Here is a 15,417-nt window from a genome sequence, read left to right on the forward strand (position 1 = left end):
TCCGGGCCAAAGGCGCCTTTGGGTCAAGAAGGCAAGAAGCCGCATCTGTTGGGCAAAGTAGCAGGCTGAGAACCGGAAGGTCCCGTGAGCTTATAAGGCCCGGTCTCGTTCCCCATGCGCCACTAAAGGTCGGGACGCCGATGTAGCAATTTTCAAAAGCTCATCGCAGACTGGGCGCCTATTCGCGCTGTCTGGATAGCGCGAGCAGACGCAGCAAATGGGGCCTGCCAGTGTCGAATTCGCCAACCGTCGACAGCCGCCACTCTGACGGCAATGGCCGCGTCCTGCCCCTCGCTACCACTCTGGGAGCTTTGGGCGTCGTCTATGGCGACATCGGCACCAGCCCGCTTTACGCCCTAAAGGAAGCCGCAAAGGCAGGCGCCCGCGGCGGCGTTCTCGCGCCCGACACCATAATGGGGGTGGTGTCCCTCATCTTGTGGGCTTTGGTGCTCATCATCTCGATCAAATACGCCGTACTCATTCTCCGGGCCGATAACCGTGGCGAAGGTGGCATCGTCGCACTGTTAGCGCTCCTGCATGCCCGGAACGCCCAACCCGGCACCTGGCGCGCGCATTTGCTCGTCGTGGGACTTGTCGGGGCAGCGCTTCTCTATGGAGACGGCGCGATCACCCCAGCGATCTCGGTCCTCAGCGCAATCGAAGGGTTAAAAGTCGATGCGCCGGCATTGGCGCCAGCGGTGGTGCCGATCACCATCGTGATCCTCATCGGCCTGTTCATCATGCAGAAAAAAGGAACCGGCTTCATTGGCCGAATCTTCGGACCGGTAATGCTCGGCTGGTTTGTCGTCCTTGCAGCGCTCGGCATTCACGGTATCGCCAAGGCTCCAGGAATTCTCGCGGCGCTGAGCCCGCTATACGCATTTAATTTCCTGATTCACGGAGATATTCACACAAGCTTCGCAATCCTCGGCGCAGCGTTTCTTGCGGTGACCGGCGGCGAAGCGATGTATGCTGACATGGGACATTTTGGTCGACTGCCGATCCGGCTCGCCTGGTTCGTTGTTTGCCTCCCCGCGCTGGTGCTCAATTATTTTGGACAGGGGGCGCTGCTAATTACCGATCCCAGCGCGATCGAAAATCCATTCTTCCAGCTCTCGCCCGACTGGCTCCATTACCCTCTCGTCGCGTTTGCGGCTGTAGCCACGGTCATCGCTTCTCAGGCAATCATTTCAGGCGTGTTTTCCCTGACCCAGCAATCCATCCAACTAGGATTCCTGCCGCGCATGCATATTCGTCACACGACGAGCGACGCTATCGGACAGATCTATGTGCCACTCGTGAACTGGCTACTTGCCGCCGGCACGCTCGGCGCCGTGCTCGCTTTTGGAACATCGGATGCGCTCGCCGGCGCTTATGGCATTGCTGTTTCGCTGTTGATGGCTATCACGACACTGCTTGCCGCGCTGGTCGCAATTCAATGGGGGTATTCGCCGGTTCTGGTGATTGCGGTAAATGGCTTCTTCTTCGTGATCGACGCGATCTTCTTTGCAGCGAACTCCGTGAAGCTGTTCGAAGGCGGCTGGTTTCCGCTGTTGCTTGCGGGGTTCGTTGCGTTCCTGATGCTAACTTGGCGAAGCGGCGTCAAACTGGTCGAGCGCGCGCGCGCAAAGCTTCGACAGCCGGAAGAAGACTTGATCGAGACGGCGGTCAACAGATGCCATTCAAGATTGCCAGGTACGGCTGTTTTCCTGGCTTCTGCGCCCAACGGCGTACCGTTGGCTCTAACGCAATTCGTGAAACACAATCACGTCCTTCACGAACGAGTTCTGCTAGCGACAGTGCAGATCGAGGAATCCCCCCGCATCGCCGATGAGGAGCGCGCCAAGGTGCATGAAATCAGCCCCGGCATCACGCGGGTCATCCTGCACTACGGATTTATGCAGTATCCGACAGTATATGAAGGTCTGAAGCTTGCCTGCCAGCAGGGCAAACTGCAGGGAATCGAGCTCGGCGAAGTCACATATTATGTCGGTCGCGAAAGCATCATCCCGCGAGAGAACATTCCCGGCATGTGGGTTTGGCGGGAAGGAGTTTTCGCCTTTCTCCAACGCAATGCGGAACGCACCGCCGCCTTTTTCGACGTGCCAACCGGACAAGTGGTGGAGTTCGGGACAGAGATTGAGATTTAGCCCGAGCACATAGCGAGTAGAGCGCCACTATTCGCCGCGCTTAGCGTTCATTATTATGAAATTCTGGCAGGGCGTCGAAGACTCGGCTGTGGCGACTAGATTCCGAAGCTGAAGTCATTTGCGCGGCTTTGCCGCGCCGCAAACCGCCCTCCTCTGCTTATTTCGTGAGCGGGCGCCCACGATCTCATTCTGGTGTTGAGCAGCCGCACGGCCATTGCAACGAATGTCTTAACTATCCCGGCGTGCGCTATGCTCCGGGATAATTGTACCGGCGCGACGACCATTTCAAATAATGTTGTACGGATTGCGAAGCCTTCCGAGGGGCATCGCTTTGGATCGTTTCGAAAGCTTATGCGATGCAGGCATTTTCTCATTTTATGTCTGCTTTCAGGCGCGGAGGCTTGTCTATTCGCGAAACCGCTCGATCGATTTTTGTCGCGGCGGCGCTGCTTTTCGGCGCGGAGCTCGCCGCTGCGCTATTTACAAAGCTCTCGGCGTGCTCTGTTGCGCGCTTTATCTACGCGGTTGCGATGGCCGCGCTTGGCGAGAACGTCAGTTTCGGCGCCGCGTGCGCATTTACGCCGCTCTAGCTTCTGATCACCGCTCGACCCTCTGCCGGCGGCGCATAAGCAATACAATCTCTGCGCATCGGCGGCCACCGAGCAGTAGATTCATCCGTCAAGTCGACGCCATTCCTTCTCGGCGGCTCGAGCGCGATCATCTCCTATCATCTATCCGACCCGAACCAACTCCCCTCCAACCGACCGAGCGCCGGAACCTCGCCTGCCTCGCTAGCTGCGCAAACCGAGACTTCTGGCTTACCGTGGGCGCCCTTCATTTTTCGACATTGAGGGCGCTTCGAGAAGCTTGGTGAGACACTCGGGTAACGGCTTGTTGTCAGTTGAACCGAGTTGCGGCGTAGAGGGCGGTGAGCAACCAAATCGATATCGCCGAGCTCTGATCAACAATCGAAGACTTGCTCGACGAAGCCAAGCCGCCCGGCGACCAAGCCATATGAACGCGCGAACGCCGACGATTTGGTTACGGAACAGAAAGAAACCGCTTCTCTGCACCATCGCGGCCACCCGAATAAGCACTCGCGCGAGCAGCCGTTGGACTTTCGCTAACGATTGATGCTGAAAACGATTCATTTCCGCCTCCCGCAGGCAGAACGCTCATGTCATTGCCGATGCCCTGTTTCTCGGGGCGCCGACAGCGAACTGGAGCTATCGCGGATTCTCGAGACTGAGCGCGCCCGCCGCTTCGTCGTAAGCGAAGAACTCGGCATAACGCGCCCAGTTGATCACGGTGCGGATGGTCGTCTCCGCGGACTCTTCCGACATGTGATCCTCCAGTTCGTCGCGGAAGCGCGCCAGCGGCGCGCGATGCGACGGCCGCTCGTCGAGGACGTGCTTAATGTGGGCGGCAAGCGGGACATAGGTCGAGAGATGATGCGCGAAGAGCGTCTTGCGTTCATCGACGCCGGACTCGGCGAAGCGCCGACCAGCGTCGGTCAACTTCAGGTCGCCCTCCGCTAATTCAGCGAAGCGGAGAAGCTGCAAGACCTCCGCCACGGTCAGCAACTCGTCAGCCTCCATCTGGGCTCGTTCGGCGAGCGGTGGCAGATCGGCCTTGCCGTTGAAGGGCGGCCCGGCCAGCGTCTCCAGGGTGCCAGCCATAAGGTTCGTCGAGACGCGCGGCAGGATCATGCTGATGCCCGTTCCCGGGAATACGCCGTCGCGCGCCGGCGCTGCGGCGGCGGCCGGCGTCGTCATGCGCTTGTAAATGTCGTCGACCAGCGCGCGGAAGTTTGGCGACAGCCGGTCGCGAGGCCGCGGCAGCTCCACCTTCACCTCCGCGACGACGCGACCCGGATTCGACGAGAAGACGAGGATGCGGTCGCACATCAGCACCGCCTCCTCGATGTTGTGCGTCACCATGAGGATCGAGCGGATCGGCATGCGGCCCTCGCACCAGAGGTCGAGAAGGTCGGTGCGCAATGTTTCGGCCGTAAGCACGTCGAGCGCCGAGAACGGTTCGTCCATCAGCAGGATCTTCGGATGAACGACGAGCGCGCGCGCGAGTCCGACGCGCTGCCGCATGCCGCCGGACAATTCCTTAGGATAGGCGCTTTCGAATCCGTCGAGGCCGATCAGGTCGATCGCCGCGAGCGCGCGCTTGCGCCGCTCCGTCGCTACGACGCCCTGCGCTTCAAGCCCGAGTTCGACATTCTCAAGGACCGTCAGCCAAGGAAACAGGGCGAAGCTCTGGAACACCATGGCCATGCCGTCAGCGGGGCCGTCGACAGGGCGACCGCCCGAAAGCACCTGTCCGCTGCTGGCCTGCATCAGGCCGGAAATGATGCGCAACAGCGTTGACTTGCCCGATCCTGAGCGGCCAAGCAGCGCGACAATCTCATGGTCCGACAGCGTCAGATCGACATCTTCGAGCACGAGAAGATCGTTCGCGCCGCCCTTGTGATAGAGATGGCGCACGTTCTGAACGGAGACGAGCGGCGCTGAGGCGGCCGTCGCCGCGTTGGTCAGATGCTGGTTCATTGGAATCTCCTCTCAGTCGAGACGAAGCTTGCGCTCAGCGAAGACATAGAGTCGCCGCCAGACCGCGCGGTTGAACAAGATCACGAAGAACGACATCACGACGATGCCAAGGGTCACGCGCTGGAAGTCGCCGGCGTCGGTCGCTTTCGCGATGTAGGCGCCAAGGCCGGTCGCTTCGAGCTTGGTGTCGCCCCAGCTTGCGACCTCGGCGACGATGCTGGCGTTCCACGAACCGCCCGATGCGGTCAGCGCGCCGGTGACGTAGTAGGGAAAGACGCCGGGCAAAATCACCTTCCGCCACCATTGCCATCGTCTCACGCCGTAGAGACTCGCAGCTTCGCGGAGATCGGTCGGAAAGGCGCTCGCGCCGGCGATCACATTGAACAGGATGTACCATTGCGTGCCGAGCACCATCAGCGGCGACAGCCAGATGTTGGGACTGAGCTGGAACGCCGCGATCAGCACAACGAAAAACGGAAACAGCACGTTTGCGGGGAACGCAGCGAGAAATTGCGCCAGCGGCTGCACCCCTTGCGCCCACGCAGGCCGCAAGCCAATCCAGACGCCGATCGGAACCCAGATCACGCTTGCGATCGCGATGAGGATCACAACGCGTAGAAGGGTGAAACCGGCGCCTATTAGCGCTTCAACAAGGTCAGACAGTCCGAGGGATTGCCGGACATAGGCGATGATCATCCAGACCGCCCAGGCGAGGCCGGCCGCGACAATCGCGAGCCAGAGATAGTCGAGCCCGCGCCGCGCCGGGTCGGGCAGGGCAACGCGCGGCGCGCTTTGGCTTCCCAGCGATGACAACCGGTTCAGTGCGTCTCCGACAACGCCTAGAGCTTGCGCGATCCGCTTGAGGATGCGCGTGCGCCGGAGCAGATCATACGCCCACGACTTGGGTTTCGCCTGCGCGGCGGTCTGCTCCATCCGGAATTTGTCCGACCAGGCGACGATCGGGCGAAACAGAAGCTGATCGTAGAGTAAGATCACGATCGCCATGGCGAGCACCGCCCAGCCGACCGCGGCGATATCCTTCTGATCGATTGCGACTGACAGATAGGAGCCGATGCCGGGTAAGGCGATCTTGGTGTCTCCCACCGAAATCGCTTCGGACGCCACGACGAAGAACCATCCGCCGGACATGGACATCATCGTGTTCCAGACAAGCCCCGGCGTTGCGAACGGAGCTTCGAGCCGCCAGAATCGCTGCCACGACGACAGCCGGAAATGCGTGGCCGCTTCGTCGAGATTGCGCGGCAGGGTTTTCAGCGACTGATAGAAGGAAAAGGCCATGTTCCAGGCTTGGCTGGTGAAGATCGCAAAGATCGCCGCCAGTTCGGCGCCGAACTGGCTTCCCGGAAACAGGCCGGTGAAAAAGATGACCGTGAAGGTGAGAAAGCCGAGCACCGGCACCGATTGCAGAATGTCGAGCGCCGGAATGATGATGAGCTCGGCTTTCCGACTCTTTGCCGCGAGGCTTCCCACGACGAAGGTGAAGAGCAGTGAAAACGCGATCGCTGCAAACATCCGCAGCGTCGTCAGCAGCGCATAGTCTGGAAGATTCGCGACGTCGAGCGAGACCGGCGCAACCTGAAGCGCCGCCAGCGGACGCCCCATCTGCCGCGCTCCGAGCGCAGCGCCTGCAAGTACGCCCGCAAGGATCAGGATAACGAAAAGATCGTAGCGATTTGGCCAGATGCTTTCGGCGCGCGCCGACACAGGCGCGGTTGCGCGACCGCCAGTTTGGAAGAAGACGCTCATAAGCTCACCTCTTTAGTCGCCGTCATGGCGACCGAGGCGAGCGCTCAACTGCGAGCCGCTGGTCTCAGCGCCACAACGGCCCAGTCGGCCGACTGGTACTGTCGCTGGGCATGGATTCGTTGGTCTCCGAAGTCTCTTGGCCGGCGAACTTTACAACCCGTTGACGAATTTGCGAACCGCCAAGGGAAGCCTCCCGGCCAACGAGCGCTTTAGCTGCCTATCTTCGCCATTTCCGAAAGTGTCTATTATGCCGCGGTATAGTACCCTGCCGTCCGCTTGGCTGCAGAACCTTGAAGCCGCCGTATCCTCATGCGGCGCTCCTTGACGGCGGCGGCGCGTGATACGAAACGAAGCATATGCGACCGGAACTGGACCTGAGATCTCACCGCGATTCCGGAGCGCTTTGTCGCTGCGACGACACTGGGAGCGCCAAGAAGACACGCGCAACCTGCGCCTATGATGACGCCGATGAATGACTATGTTCTCGTTCTCTGAGCCACGCGCGCCGGCGGTTGAATTTTTCAAAAGGAATGCGATTCGAGGCTTCAAATGTCAATAAAGGTCGCGATTGACCGTTGGGCTGCGCCGACCGTCGTTGTTGCGAGTGCAGTTGGCATCTTCGCATTAGATACCATTACTGATTTGGAGATCGCTATCTCGGTTCTCTATGTCGCCGTGGTGCTTGTCACTCTTCGATTTTGGAGCTCCACGTACGTCATCCCGGTTTCCCTAGCCTGTGTGGCGCTCACTATCCTCAGCTATCTGCTAACGCGATCTGGCGCGGCCTATTCCGGCGGCATGAATTTGGCGCTAAGTCTCATCGCAATCTCGGCCACGACTTATCTCGCATTAGAAATCAACGCGAGCGAACGCGCCGCCCAGGCAGCTCGCGCTCAACTCGTGCATGTAGCTCGCTTGACCGCTCTTGGCGAACTGACAACTTCAATCGCCCACGAAACAAATCAGCCGCTTGGCGCAATCACTTTGAACGGCGGAGCCGCAAGCCGTTGGCTCAACATGTCGCCTCCGAATATTGAGGAGGCCAGAAAATCGATAGCCGAGATTGTTGGAGACGCAAACCGAGCTAGCCAGATCGTCGCGCGAATACGCAAGCTCGCTAGGAGGGCCGTCTCTGAGCGAATCCCAATCGACCTCAATGGGGCAATCGACGACGTCATCGCACTTATGGGACGTGAGATCGAGCGCGCTAGGGTCACGCTCGATGTGCAATTGAGTCCGAATCTGCCATTGGCATTAGGTGATCGAATTCAGCTTCAACAAGTTATGCTCAATTTAGTTCTCAATTCGATCGAGGCGATGGCCTTGGACCCAAACGGGCAACGCACACTTCGCATTTTGTCGAGGCCGCTTGATCGCCAGAAAATTGAAGTATCGGTTTGCGACACCGGTCCGGGCGTGCCAGTCGACAAACTCACAAAGATATTCGAAGCTTTCTATACCACCAAGGAGACAGGTATTGGGATAGGGTTGGCGATCACCCGTACCATCATCGAAGAACATGGCGGTCGGCTGTGGGCGAACGCTAACCACCCGAGAGGCCTGGATATCAGATTCACCTTTCCGACTGTGGCTCGCTAGATGTCGTGGTCAAAAAGCAAAGCCCGCTCGCGATGCTGCGCCGCGCACGGACCCGCGCGCGAGACGCGGCAGTATGTGACATTGACCTCAATTCGCTTGCTTGTTCTGTACGCCACTCTGGTTGACAGGCAGACAACATGACAGAACCCGTCATCTATGTCGTTGACGATGATCCCTCCATTCGGAGTGCGTTAAGCAACCTTCTTCGGTCCGCAAACATGAGAGTGATTGCGTTCGGGTCGACCCGCGAGTTCCTCGCCGCCCCGATGACGGATGAGCCCAACTGCATGTTGCTCGACGTGCGTCTTCCCGATCAAAGTGGATTGGAGTTCCAGGCTGAGATGAAAAAGCTTGGCCTGCACGTTCCGACTGTGTTCATCACGGGCCATGGCGATATACCGATGGCGGTTCAGGCGATCCGGGCCGGCGCGAGCGAATTTCTTACGAAGCCGTTCAGCGACGCAGACCTATTGCGTGCGGTGAACCACGCATTGCAAGCCGATGAAACGAGCAGAGCGAGGCGATTGTCACTATATGGTCTGCGAGAGCGACACCAGGCGTTGACGCCGCGCGAGAGAGAAGTGCTGAATCTTCTCGTCGAGGGGTACGCAAACAAGCAAATTGCTGCGGAACTGGGCGTGCAGCATATCACGGTCAAAGTTCATCGCGCGCAATGCATGCGAAAGATGCAAGCTGGCTCGTTCGCTGAACTTGTGCGAATGGTCGATGCTTTGAAAAGCACGCCGTCATCCCAAGAGTAGTCTTGATTATCGCTGATCAGTTGGTCAGGCGCGCCTGCGCCACCGCCTTCTGAAACAGAGCGGTCATGGCGTCCGAAATTCCCTGCGTCGGGCTGACTTCGAAATAGAGGCCGGGAGAAGCGCAAGACTGCATGTTCGTTCCGATCTGGCTCTGGAACGGAGCGATCCAGGTATTGTACCAGGAGTTCGTCGGCAGCGGCAGATAGGTCGTGTAGAGCACTGCGATCTTCACGCCGCGATCCTTGATCGTCGTGCAGTTGGCGGCCGTGATCGGCTCCTGGCAGCGTCCGCTGGTGGTCGTCTTCGTGCAGGTCGTGGGATAATAGGCGTCGGCGACGCCGTCGGACACGAAGAAGAGAACCTTCTGCGGATTGGCGGCCGTCGAGCCGTCGCCGGGCGCGGGAATCGTGCTGTTCATTCCCTTCAGCGTATTGTCTAAATCCGTGCACTGATCGTTGTTGTAGCCCTGATTGGGGATGGTCATCAGGTCGATCGCCGAAGCCGAGCTCTTCGCCGAGCTGAGATTCGAGGTGAGCGCGGCGATCGTCGCCGTCGCCGGATTCTTGCAGCTCGCGCCGAAGGTGTAGATCGCCATGCGGAACTGTCCCGTGACCGACGCAGTCGCAGTCGCTGTGTCCATCAGTTGCTGCGTCGCCGTGCGCAGCACGTCGATGCGCATGGTGACGCCGAGCTTCTTGGCGAGCTTGTAATAGTCGTTCGAGTTCGACAGGTCGTGACAGGCGAAGGCGCATTTGTCCGACGTGTTCGCCACCATCTTATTGATGTCGGCGGTGGTCGCGCCGACGCCCATGGACGGCGTGTTGTCGAGCAGCAAATAGAAATCGATATAGGCGGGGAGCGACGAGACCGCTGTGGAGGAGCCGCTCAGAGACACCTTGGCGAAACCAACATAACCAAGAAAGGACGTCGGCATCGTCGCTGTGTATTTTATGACCGCTGTCCGGGTGAGCCCGCTTTCCGTGACCTGCGCGGAAAAGGAAGCTACACTTGCGGGCGCGATGTCTAGCGACTGCGCTTGAAATATCGCTGTCGCGTCTTGCTGGGCAGCCGTCGTCGTCTTGGTAATCTCGTTCTTGCCGACCGCCAAGAGGGCCGCGGCGTCAATCGCGGCGTCGAGCTGAGTCTTCACCGTTGCTGCGCGCGAGTAGTCCATGGCTGCACCAATGGCCACTGTCAGCGGCACCAAGAGGACCGCAAAAAGAGTTGCTGTGATGCCCCGCTGGTCCGCGCCGAAGCTTCTCAGTCTGCCTTTCGCAGCGTTTAGACATGCAATGGAATACAATGTCGATATCTCTTACGGGGAGAGGAACACTGACGTATGAAAAGTCACAACTGCTGCTTACCGATGTGTCGATGGCGAAGCCGATCGACCGCTCGCTCTCCCGCAATCGTCGTTTAATCAATGGATGTCGCCTATTGTGCTCCGGCATAATGAGATCGCTGAAGCATTTGAGAAGGTTGACGCCAAGTTAACGTTTCGCTCTCGTCGCCTTTATGGCGTCATGATCTTTCTCACGGCCAAGATGGTGAAATACCGTGATGAAAAATATCGCGAATGATCTGGTCTTGGCTATTTTCTTCGCACGTTGGCTTTCGCCCATAGTCAATTCCGTCGAATGACGCGCAAGCTCCTTCTATCTAGCAGGGTCTGCGCGTTAGGGGCGAACAGGTCGCCGCGCAACTTGCTGTCGAGCGCGATCTTGAATATCGCGAGTTCTCTTATCGACTCGACATTTGCGAGCCCTTTCGCGTGCTCCTGACCTCTCTCGGCTAAAGGGCGGTTTCAGGCCGACATGTCAGCGCCGCATTCAATGGAATAGCGTGCGCATTCCTCCTTTGCCATCGACAGCCGGCTCTATCCCGATTGGTCGTCGAAAATCCAGCCAGAGCTATTGGCGCCTCTTGCGGCGCCCGTTAGCTTTCACGTGATGCAGCCCTCGCAAAGCCCCCGCCCGAAACTCATCCTTGGCGCGATGGGCGTCGTCTTTGGGGACATCGGCACAAGCCCGCTTTATGCTTTCCGCGAAAGCTTCATCGGACATCACGGGCTGCCGCTCGACCGGTTCCATGTGTTCGGCGTGCTGTCGATGCTGGTCTGGGCGCTGATCCTCGTCGTCACCGTCAAATATGTCTTCGTGACCATGCGCGCCGACAATCGCGGCGAAGGCGGCAGCTTCGCCCTGCTGGCGCTGATCGAGCGCGTCGCCCGCACCTCGCCGGCGCTGCCCTATATCGGCGCCGCGGCGCTGACCGCGACGGCCTTGTTCTATGGCGATGCGATCATCACGCCGGCCATCTCGATCCTGTCCGCAGTCGAGGGGCTGACGCTGATCGATGAGCGCTTCGCCGCCTGGATCATCCCCGTCACGCTCGTGATCATCGTCGTGCTGTTCGCGGTGCAGCGCTTCGGCACGGAGCGCATCGGCGGCCTGTTCGGACCGGTGATGGCGCTCTGGTTCCTGACGATCCTTGTTCTTGGCCTCGTCCAGATCATCCGCAATCCCGGCATCCTCGCCGCATTCAATCCGGCCTATGCGGCCGGATTTTTTCTCGCCGATCCCTTCGGCGCCTTCTTCACGCTGGGCACCGTCGTGCTCGCCGTCACCGGGGCCGAGGCGCTCTATGCCGACATGGGCCATTTCGGCCGTTCAGCGATCTCGAAGGCATGGCTGTGGCTCGCGCTGCCCGCGCTGCTTGCGTGCTACGCCGGACAATCGGCTCTGGTGCTTGCCGATGCGAGCGCCATCCGCTCGCCCTTCTATCTGCTCGGGCCGTCCTGGCTGCTTGTCCCGCTGCTGCTGCTCGCCACGGCCGCGACGGTGATCGCCAGTCAGTCGATCATCAGCGGCGCCTTCTCCGTGACGCAGCAGGCGGTGCAGCTCGGCTATCTCCCGCGCTTCCGCTTCACCCACACTTCGCATGAGGAACGCGGCCAGATCTATGCGCCGGCGGTCAATGCGCTGCTGTTCGTGATGGTGATTGCGCTCGTGCTCGGGTTCAAGAATTCCGGCGCGCTCGCCGCCGCCTTCGGCCTCGCCGTCACCGCGACCATGGTGCTGACGACGCTCATGATCGGCTTCGTCGTGTTCCGCATCTGGCGCTGGAATCCGCTCTGGGCCGCGCCGGTCTATGCGATCCTGCTGATTCTCGACGCCGGGCTGTTCGCGGCCTCGGCGACGAAATTCCTCGATGGCGGCTGGCTGCCCGTCGCGATCGCCGCCGTGCTGGTGCTGCTGTTCGCGACCTGGCGCCGCGGCCGCCAGCTCCTCAATCGCCGCCTTGCGTCCGAGACCATCCCCGTCGACGTGTTCCAGAGATCGACCGCGAAAGTGCATCGCGTGCGCGCCACCGCCGTCTATCTCACCTCGGACAAGGAGGGCGTGCCGCCGGCGCTGCTGCACAATCTCAAGAACAATCTCGTGCTGCATGAGCGCATTCTGCTGGTGACGATCGAGACGGCGCTCACCCCCGTCGTCGAGCCCGAGCGGCGCATGACAATCGAGGAGCTTGGCGGCGGATTTGCGCGCGTGGTCATCCTCTACGGATTCGCGGAAAGCCCCGACGTGCCCGCGGCGCTTGGCAAAGTCAGCGGCTTTGATCCGATGATGGCTGCCTATTTCCTCAGCCGGCAGACTTTGGTGCCGACGAGCAAGCCCGGCATGGCGCTGTGGCGCGAGCATCTGTTCGCGGCGATGGTGCGCAATTCGGAAACGCCCATGTCCTTCTTCAAGCTGCCGGTGAACAGGGTGGTGGAGTTGGGCAGTCAGGTCGAAATCTGACCTTTGAAATGCAACAAGGAAAACGATCGCGATGCCGCGGTGATCGATCGCACGGCTAACGCGCAGAAGATCACCATAGGCCGGGGACGCTGGCTCAGTACTGATTCAGCCCAAAAGCAACGATAGCCGACCACTATATCGGCGCATCGCGCTCCCTCCTGAATTTTTACGCCACCATGCTTAGACTACCAGACGCCCTCCGGCGCGCCCTCATGAATGAACGAATTGCACAATCGGTCTGGACGCTAACCCGCTGCGCCATCCGGCTCTCGTTTCTGCTCTGGATCGCGATCGCCGGGCGCGACCAAGCGACGCCTGTGGTGCAGCCGATCGCTTTCCTCTTCTGCGTCGCCTGCATCGGCGTCGCGATCATCAGGAAGGAGCGCCCTTTCTCGGCGACGCTCAATCACTGGGATGAAGCTGTGATCTTCGCGCTGATTTCGCACGCGGCGAAGCTCGTGAGATGAGCGGGGCGGCCTCGCCTCACTCGAATTGGGCGCTCACCTGCGCGCGATGATCGAAATCGACAACGAGAGTCTGACCCGGCGTCACCTGGAGCAGGCCGAAACAGCTTCCAACCGCGACCATCTCTCCGGCTTCGATCTGCCGCCCGCGCGCGGCAAGTTCGTCGCACAGCCATTGCACGGCGTTGAAGGGATGGCCCATCAGCTCGCCGCCGCGGCCCGTCATCAGCCTTGCGCCATTGATGGAGGCTTCGATCTCTACCGCCGCGAGATCGAGCGACCGCCAGTCGCCGATCGCGGGGCCAACAAAGGTTGCGACATTCAATCCGAAGTCAGCCATCGCCGTGCGCTGGTCGAGCGGGATTGATCCGTGCAGACGGCGTCCCACAAGCTGGATCACGGGTTGGCAGGTCACGATCGAGCCGGCGAGCGTTGGCGACATCTCGTCGCTCCGCGACGGGTATTCGCGCCCGAAGGTGAAGGCGAAGCCCGCGCCGGCGCCGAGAACGCCATAGGGCAGGCGATAGCGCTCTTCGCTCGATCTGATTTCATCTCCGCCGATCGGGCAGAACACGGGCGCATCGCAACCGATCGCACGGCGCGTGCGCATGTCCGCGCCATTGAGAGCATAGCCCCTGAGCTTGCCGTCGAAACTCTCGAGCGCCTCGGCCTGAATCTCTTCGGCGGCGGCCAGCGAGGAAATGTCGACGAGTTCGATCTCGCTCAGCGCGCCGAGCTTGCGGCAGCGCGCGAGTTCAGCGCCGATGGAAGGGAGCGTGTTCATCGCCCGACGTCGATCCCGCGTTCGCACGCCGCCGCTCTTTCGCGCGCGACTTCTCTTTCGGCGACAAGGCTCCCACCGCATGAAGAAAGTTGACGCAATCCTTCCAGTGCTCGGATTTCCCGGGGCAGGAGCGGCCGTGGGGCGCGGCGTAAACCGCGGCGACGGAGTCTGTGATCATCGCGTGAAATTCGGCTGCGCAGATCGGGCATCGCACGGTGACGGCGCGGAGTTCGCCGTTCACTCCTTCGGAGGGCGCTGCGGCGCGACCGGCCGGCGACTGGTTTCCGACTGGCCTGACGTTTGGCGCGGGAGCTTTGGAGCCTGCGTCAAGCGACGTCCATGCGCGAGGCAGTTGTCGCTGATCAGGGCGTTGAGTTGCGTGATGAGCCACATGAGAGTCTCCCGCCGGGCGGGCGGCGATTGCGCGCGATCCGGAGACGTCCGGACGCCGCCGATGATCTAGGCGCGTCGACATAGGGGCTCAATAAGGCGGATACGCCCGAGAAATAGGAATCTCATAGGAATCCGGCGCGCGAAGCTGAATTCGGTTGTCAGTCAGCGCGCTATCGCTGCGACCGCGCGCCTTGGAAAGCCTCGCTCCGGGGAGGATCGCGTCGAAGTCGCAGCGCGCGTCGCCACGTTCCTCAATGCGGCGAACGCGCGATCGAGCCTTTCCGCCGCGGCGCGCGAGACTGGCGCGAGCGGCAGTCGCACCTCTGCGCTCCAACCATGTGCGATCGCCAGCAGATGCTTGATAGCGGCGGGTTCGGTCTCCAGCGCCAGCGATTCCATCACGGGAGCGAGAAGCCGCTGGATTGCGTGCGCCTCTCGTTCGTCGCGACGACGACAGGCGGCGACGAGACTCGCGCATAAATCCGGCGCGACATTCGCGATGGATGACACCCAGCCTATTCCACCCGCGCCGCTGAAGGCGAGAGCGGCCGTGTCGCGGCCGCAGAGTTGAATGAAGCGGTTTCCGAACAGGCGAGCGATGTCAGATGCGCGCTCGGCGTCGCCCGCCATTTCGATGACGCCCGCGATCGAGGGAATCGCGGCGAGCCTCGTCATTGTCTCCAGTTTCACGTCGATCGCCGCGCGAGCGGGATCGTTGAGGATCAGCAGGGCTGAGTCGACTACGCGCGCGACCGCTTCGAAATGACGAAAGACGCCGTCCTGCGTGGGTTTGTTGTAATAGGGCGTCGTGATCGCGATCGCATCGGCGCCGCAGGCGCTCGCAGCCTTTGCGAGTTCGACGGCATGATCCGTTCCGTTCGCAATCACGGCGCCGACGATGGGCGCGCGCTTGCGGCCTGTTTCGACCGCTGTTCGCAGCAGTCTTTCGCGCTCTGCTTGCGTCAGGGTCGAGGCTTCGCCAGTCTGCCCGCCGACGATGATCCCGTCAGCGCCGGCGGAAATCTGCCATTCGACGAACGCGGCGAATTTCTCTTCATCGATGCCGTTCCGCGTGAACGGCGTCGCCGCCATCGTCACCAGGCCGCGCAGCCGCGCGATGATCGGGTCCATGTTCAGGCTC

General features: G+C 60.7%; 10 protein-coding genes. 5 read left to right on the plus strand and 5 right to left on the minus strand.

The features are described from left to right. Positions 1 to 284 precede the first annotated feature (284 nt). The gene (locus L8F45_RS13280; protein WP_342363439.1) at positions 285 to 2,150 is read left to right on the plus strand and encodes a potassium transporter Kup; all 1,866 of its coding nucleotides are present in this window, start codon (positions 285 to 287) and stop codon (positions 2,148 to 2,150) included. Between the two features lie 1,226 nt (positions 2,151 to 3,376). Here L8F45_RS13280 and L8F45_RS13285 read toward each other — a convergent pair. After that, a complete protein-coding gene (locus tag L8F45_RS13285; protein WP_342358365.1) occupies positions 3,377 to 4,708 on the minus strand; it encodes an ABC transporter ATP-binding protein in 1,332 nt (443 codons plus the stop codon). A 12-nt stretch (positions 4,709 to 4,720) separates the two neighbouring features. Then, on the minus strand, positions 4,721 to 6,475 hold the full coding sequence (locus L8F45_RS13290) for an ABC transporter permease (RefSeq protein ID WP_342358366.1): 1,755 nt from the start codon (positions 6,473 to 6,475) through the stop codon (positions 4,721 to 4,723). Between the two features lie 549 nt (positions 6,476 to 7,024). Here L8F45_RS13290 and L8F45_RS13295 point away from each other — a divergent pair. Beyond that, positions 7,025 to 8,074: a sensor histidine kinase gene (locus L8F45_RS13295; protein WP_342358367.1), complete on the plus strand. Its 1,050-nt coding sequence runs from the start codon at positions 7,025 to 7,027 to the stop codon at positions 8,072 to 8,074. A gap of 137 nt (positions 8,075 to 8,211) precedes the next feature. Continuing rightward, positions 8,212 to 8,835 carry a response regulator transcription factor gene (locus L8F45_RS13300; protein WP_342358368.1) on the plus strand — a complete coding sequence of 208 codons (624 nt, stop codon included), beginning with the start codon at positions 8,212 to 8,214 and terminating at the stop codon, positions 8,833 to 8,835. Between the two features lie 16 nt (positions 8,836 to 8,851). Here the strand turns inward: L8F45_RS13300 and L8F45_RS13305 are convergent, their stop codons facing one another. Continuing rightward, on the minus strand, positions 8,852 to 9,769 hold the full coding sequence (locus tag L8F45_RS13305; protein WP_342363594.1) for a pilus assembly protein: 918 nt from the start codon (positions 9,767 to 9,769) through the stop codon (positions 8,852 to 8,854). A 1,015-nt stretch (positions 9,770 to 10,784) separates the two neighbouring features. Between L8F45_RS13305 and L8F45_RS13310 the strand changes: the two genes are divergently transcribed. After that, the gene (locus tag L8F45_RS13310; protein WP_342358369.1) at positions 10,785 to 12,635 is read left to right on the plus strand and encodes a potassium transporter Kup; all 1,851 of its coding nucleotides are present in this window, start codon (positions 10,785 to 10,787) and stop codon (positions 12,633 to 12,635) included. Positions 12,636 to 12,847: 212 nt separating this feature from the next. Next, the gene (locus L8F45_RS13315; protein WP_342358370.1) at positions 12,848 to 13,102 is read left to right on the plus strand and encodes a hypothetical protein; all 255 of its coding nucleotides are present in this window, start codon (positions 12,848 to 12,850) and stop codon (positions 13,100 to 13,102) included. Between the two features lie 16 nt (positions 13,103 to 13,118). On the opposite strand, the gene L8F45_RS13320 is transcribed toward L8F45_RS13315, so the two are convergent. Next, positions 13,119 to 13,883 carry a hypothetical protein gene (locus tag L8F45_RS13320; protein ID WP_342358371.1) on the minus strand — a complete coding sequence of 255 codons (765 nt, stop codon included), beginning with the start codon at positions 13,881 to 13,883 and terminating at the stop codon, positions 13,119 to 13,121. 555 nt (positions 13,884 to 14,438) lie between these two features. Beyond that, on the minus strand, positions 14,439 to 15,407 hold the full coding sequence (dapA, locus tag L8F45_RS13325) for a 4-hydroxy-tetrahydrodipicolinate synthase (RefSeq protein WP_342358372.1): 969 nt from the start codon (positions 15,405 to 15,407) through the stop codon (positions 14,439 to 14,441). Positions 15,408 to 15,417 lie beyond the last annotated feature (10 nt).

The organism is Terrirubrum flagellatum, from assembly GCF_022059845.1.
Taxonomy (GTDB): domain Bacteria; phylum Pseudomonadota; class Alphaproteobacteria; order Rhizobiales; family Beijerinckiaceae; genus Terrirubrum; species Terrirubrum flagellatum.

What these genes read in the sequence shown, in the direction of transcription:
- L8F45_RS13285 (WP_342358365.1), bottom strand. Translation starts at nt 4,708, where the DNA reads ATGAACCAGCATCTGACCAACGCGGCGACGGCCGCCTCAGCGCCGCTC.
- L8F45_RS13290 (WP_342358366.1), bottom strand. Translation starts at nt 6,475, where the DNA reads ATGAGCGTCTTCTTCCAAACTGGCGGTCGCGCAACCGCGCCTGTGTCG.
- L8F45_RS13295 (WP_342358367.1), top strand. Translation starts at nt 7,025, where the DNA reads ATGTCAATAAAGGTCGCGATTGACCGTTGGGCTGCGCCGACCGTCGTT.
- L8F45_RS13300 (WP_342358368.1), top strand. Translation starts at nt 8,212, where the DNA reads ATGACAGAACCCGTCATCTATGTCGTTGACGATGATCCCTCCATTCGG.
- L8F45_RS13305 (WP_342363594.1), bottom strand. Translation starts at nt 9,769, where the DNA reads ATGCCGACGTCCTTTCTTGGTTATGTTGGTTTCGCCAAGGTGTCTCTG.
- L8F45_RS13310 (WP_342358369.1), top strand. Translation starts at nt 10,785, where the DNA reads ATGCAGCCCTCGCAAAGCCCCCGCCCGAAACTCATCCTTGGCGCGATG.
- L8F45_RS13315 (WP_342358370.1), top strand. Translation starts at nt 12,848, where the DNA reads ATGAATGAACGAATTGCACAATCGGTCTGGACGCTAACCCGCTGCGCC.
- L8F45_RS13320 (WP_342358371.1), bottom strand. Translation starts at nt 13,883, where the DNA reads ATGAACACGCTCCCTTCCATCGGCGCTGAACTCGCGCGCTGCCGCAAG.
- dapA (WP_342358372.1), bottom strand. Translation starts at nt 15,407, where the DNA reads ATGGACCCGATCATCGCGCGGCTGCGCGGCCTGGTGACGATGGCGGCG.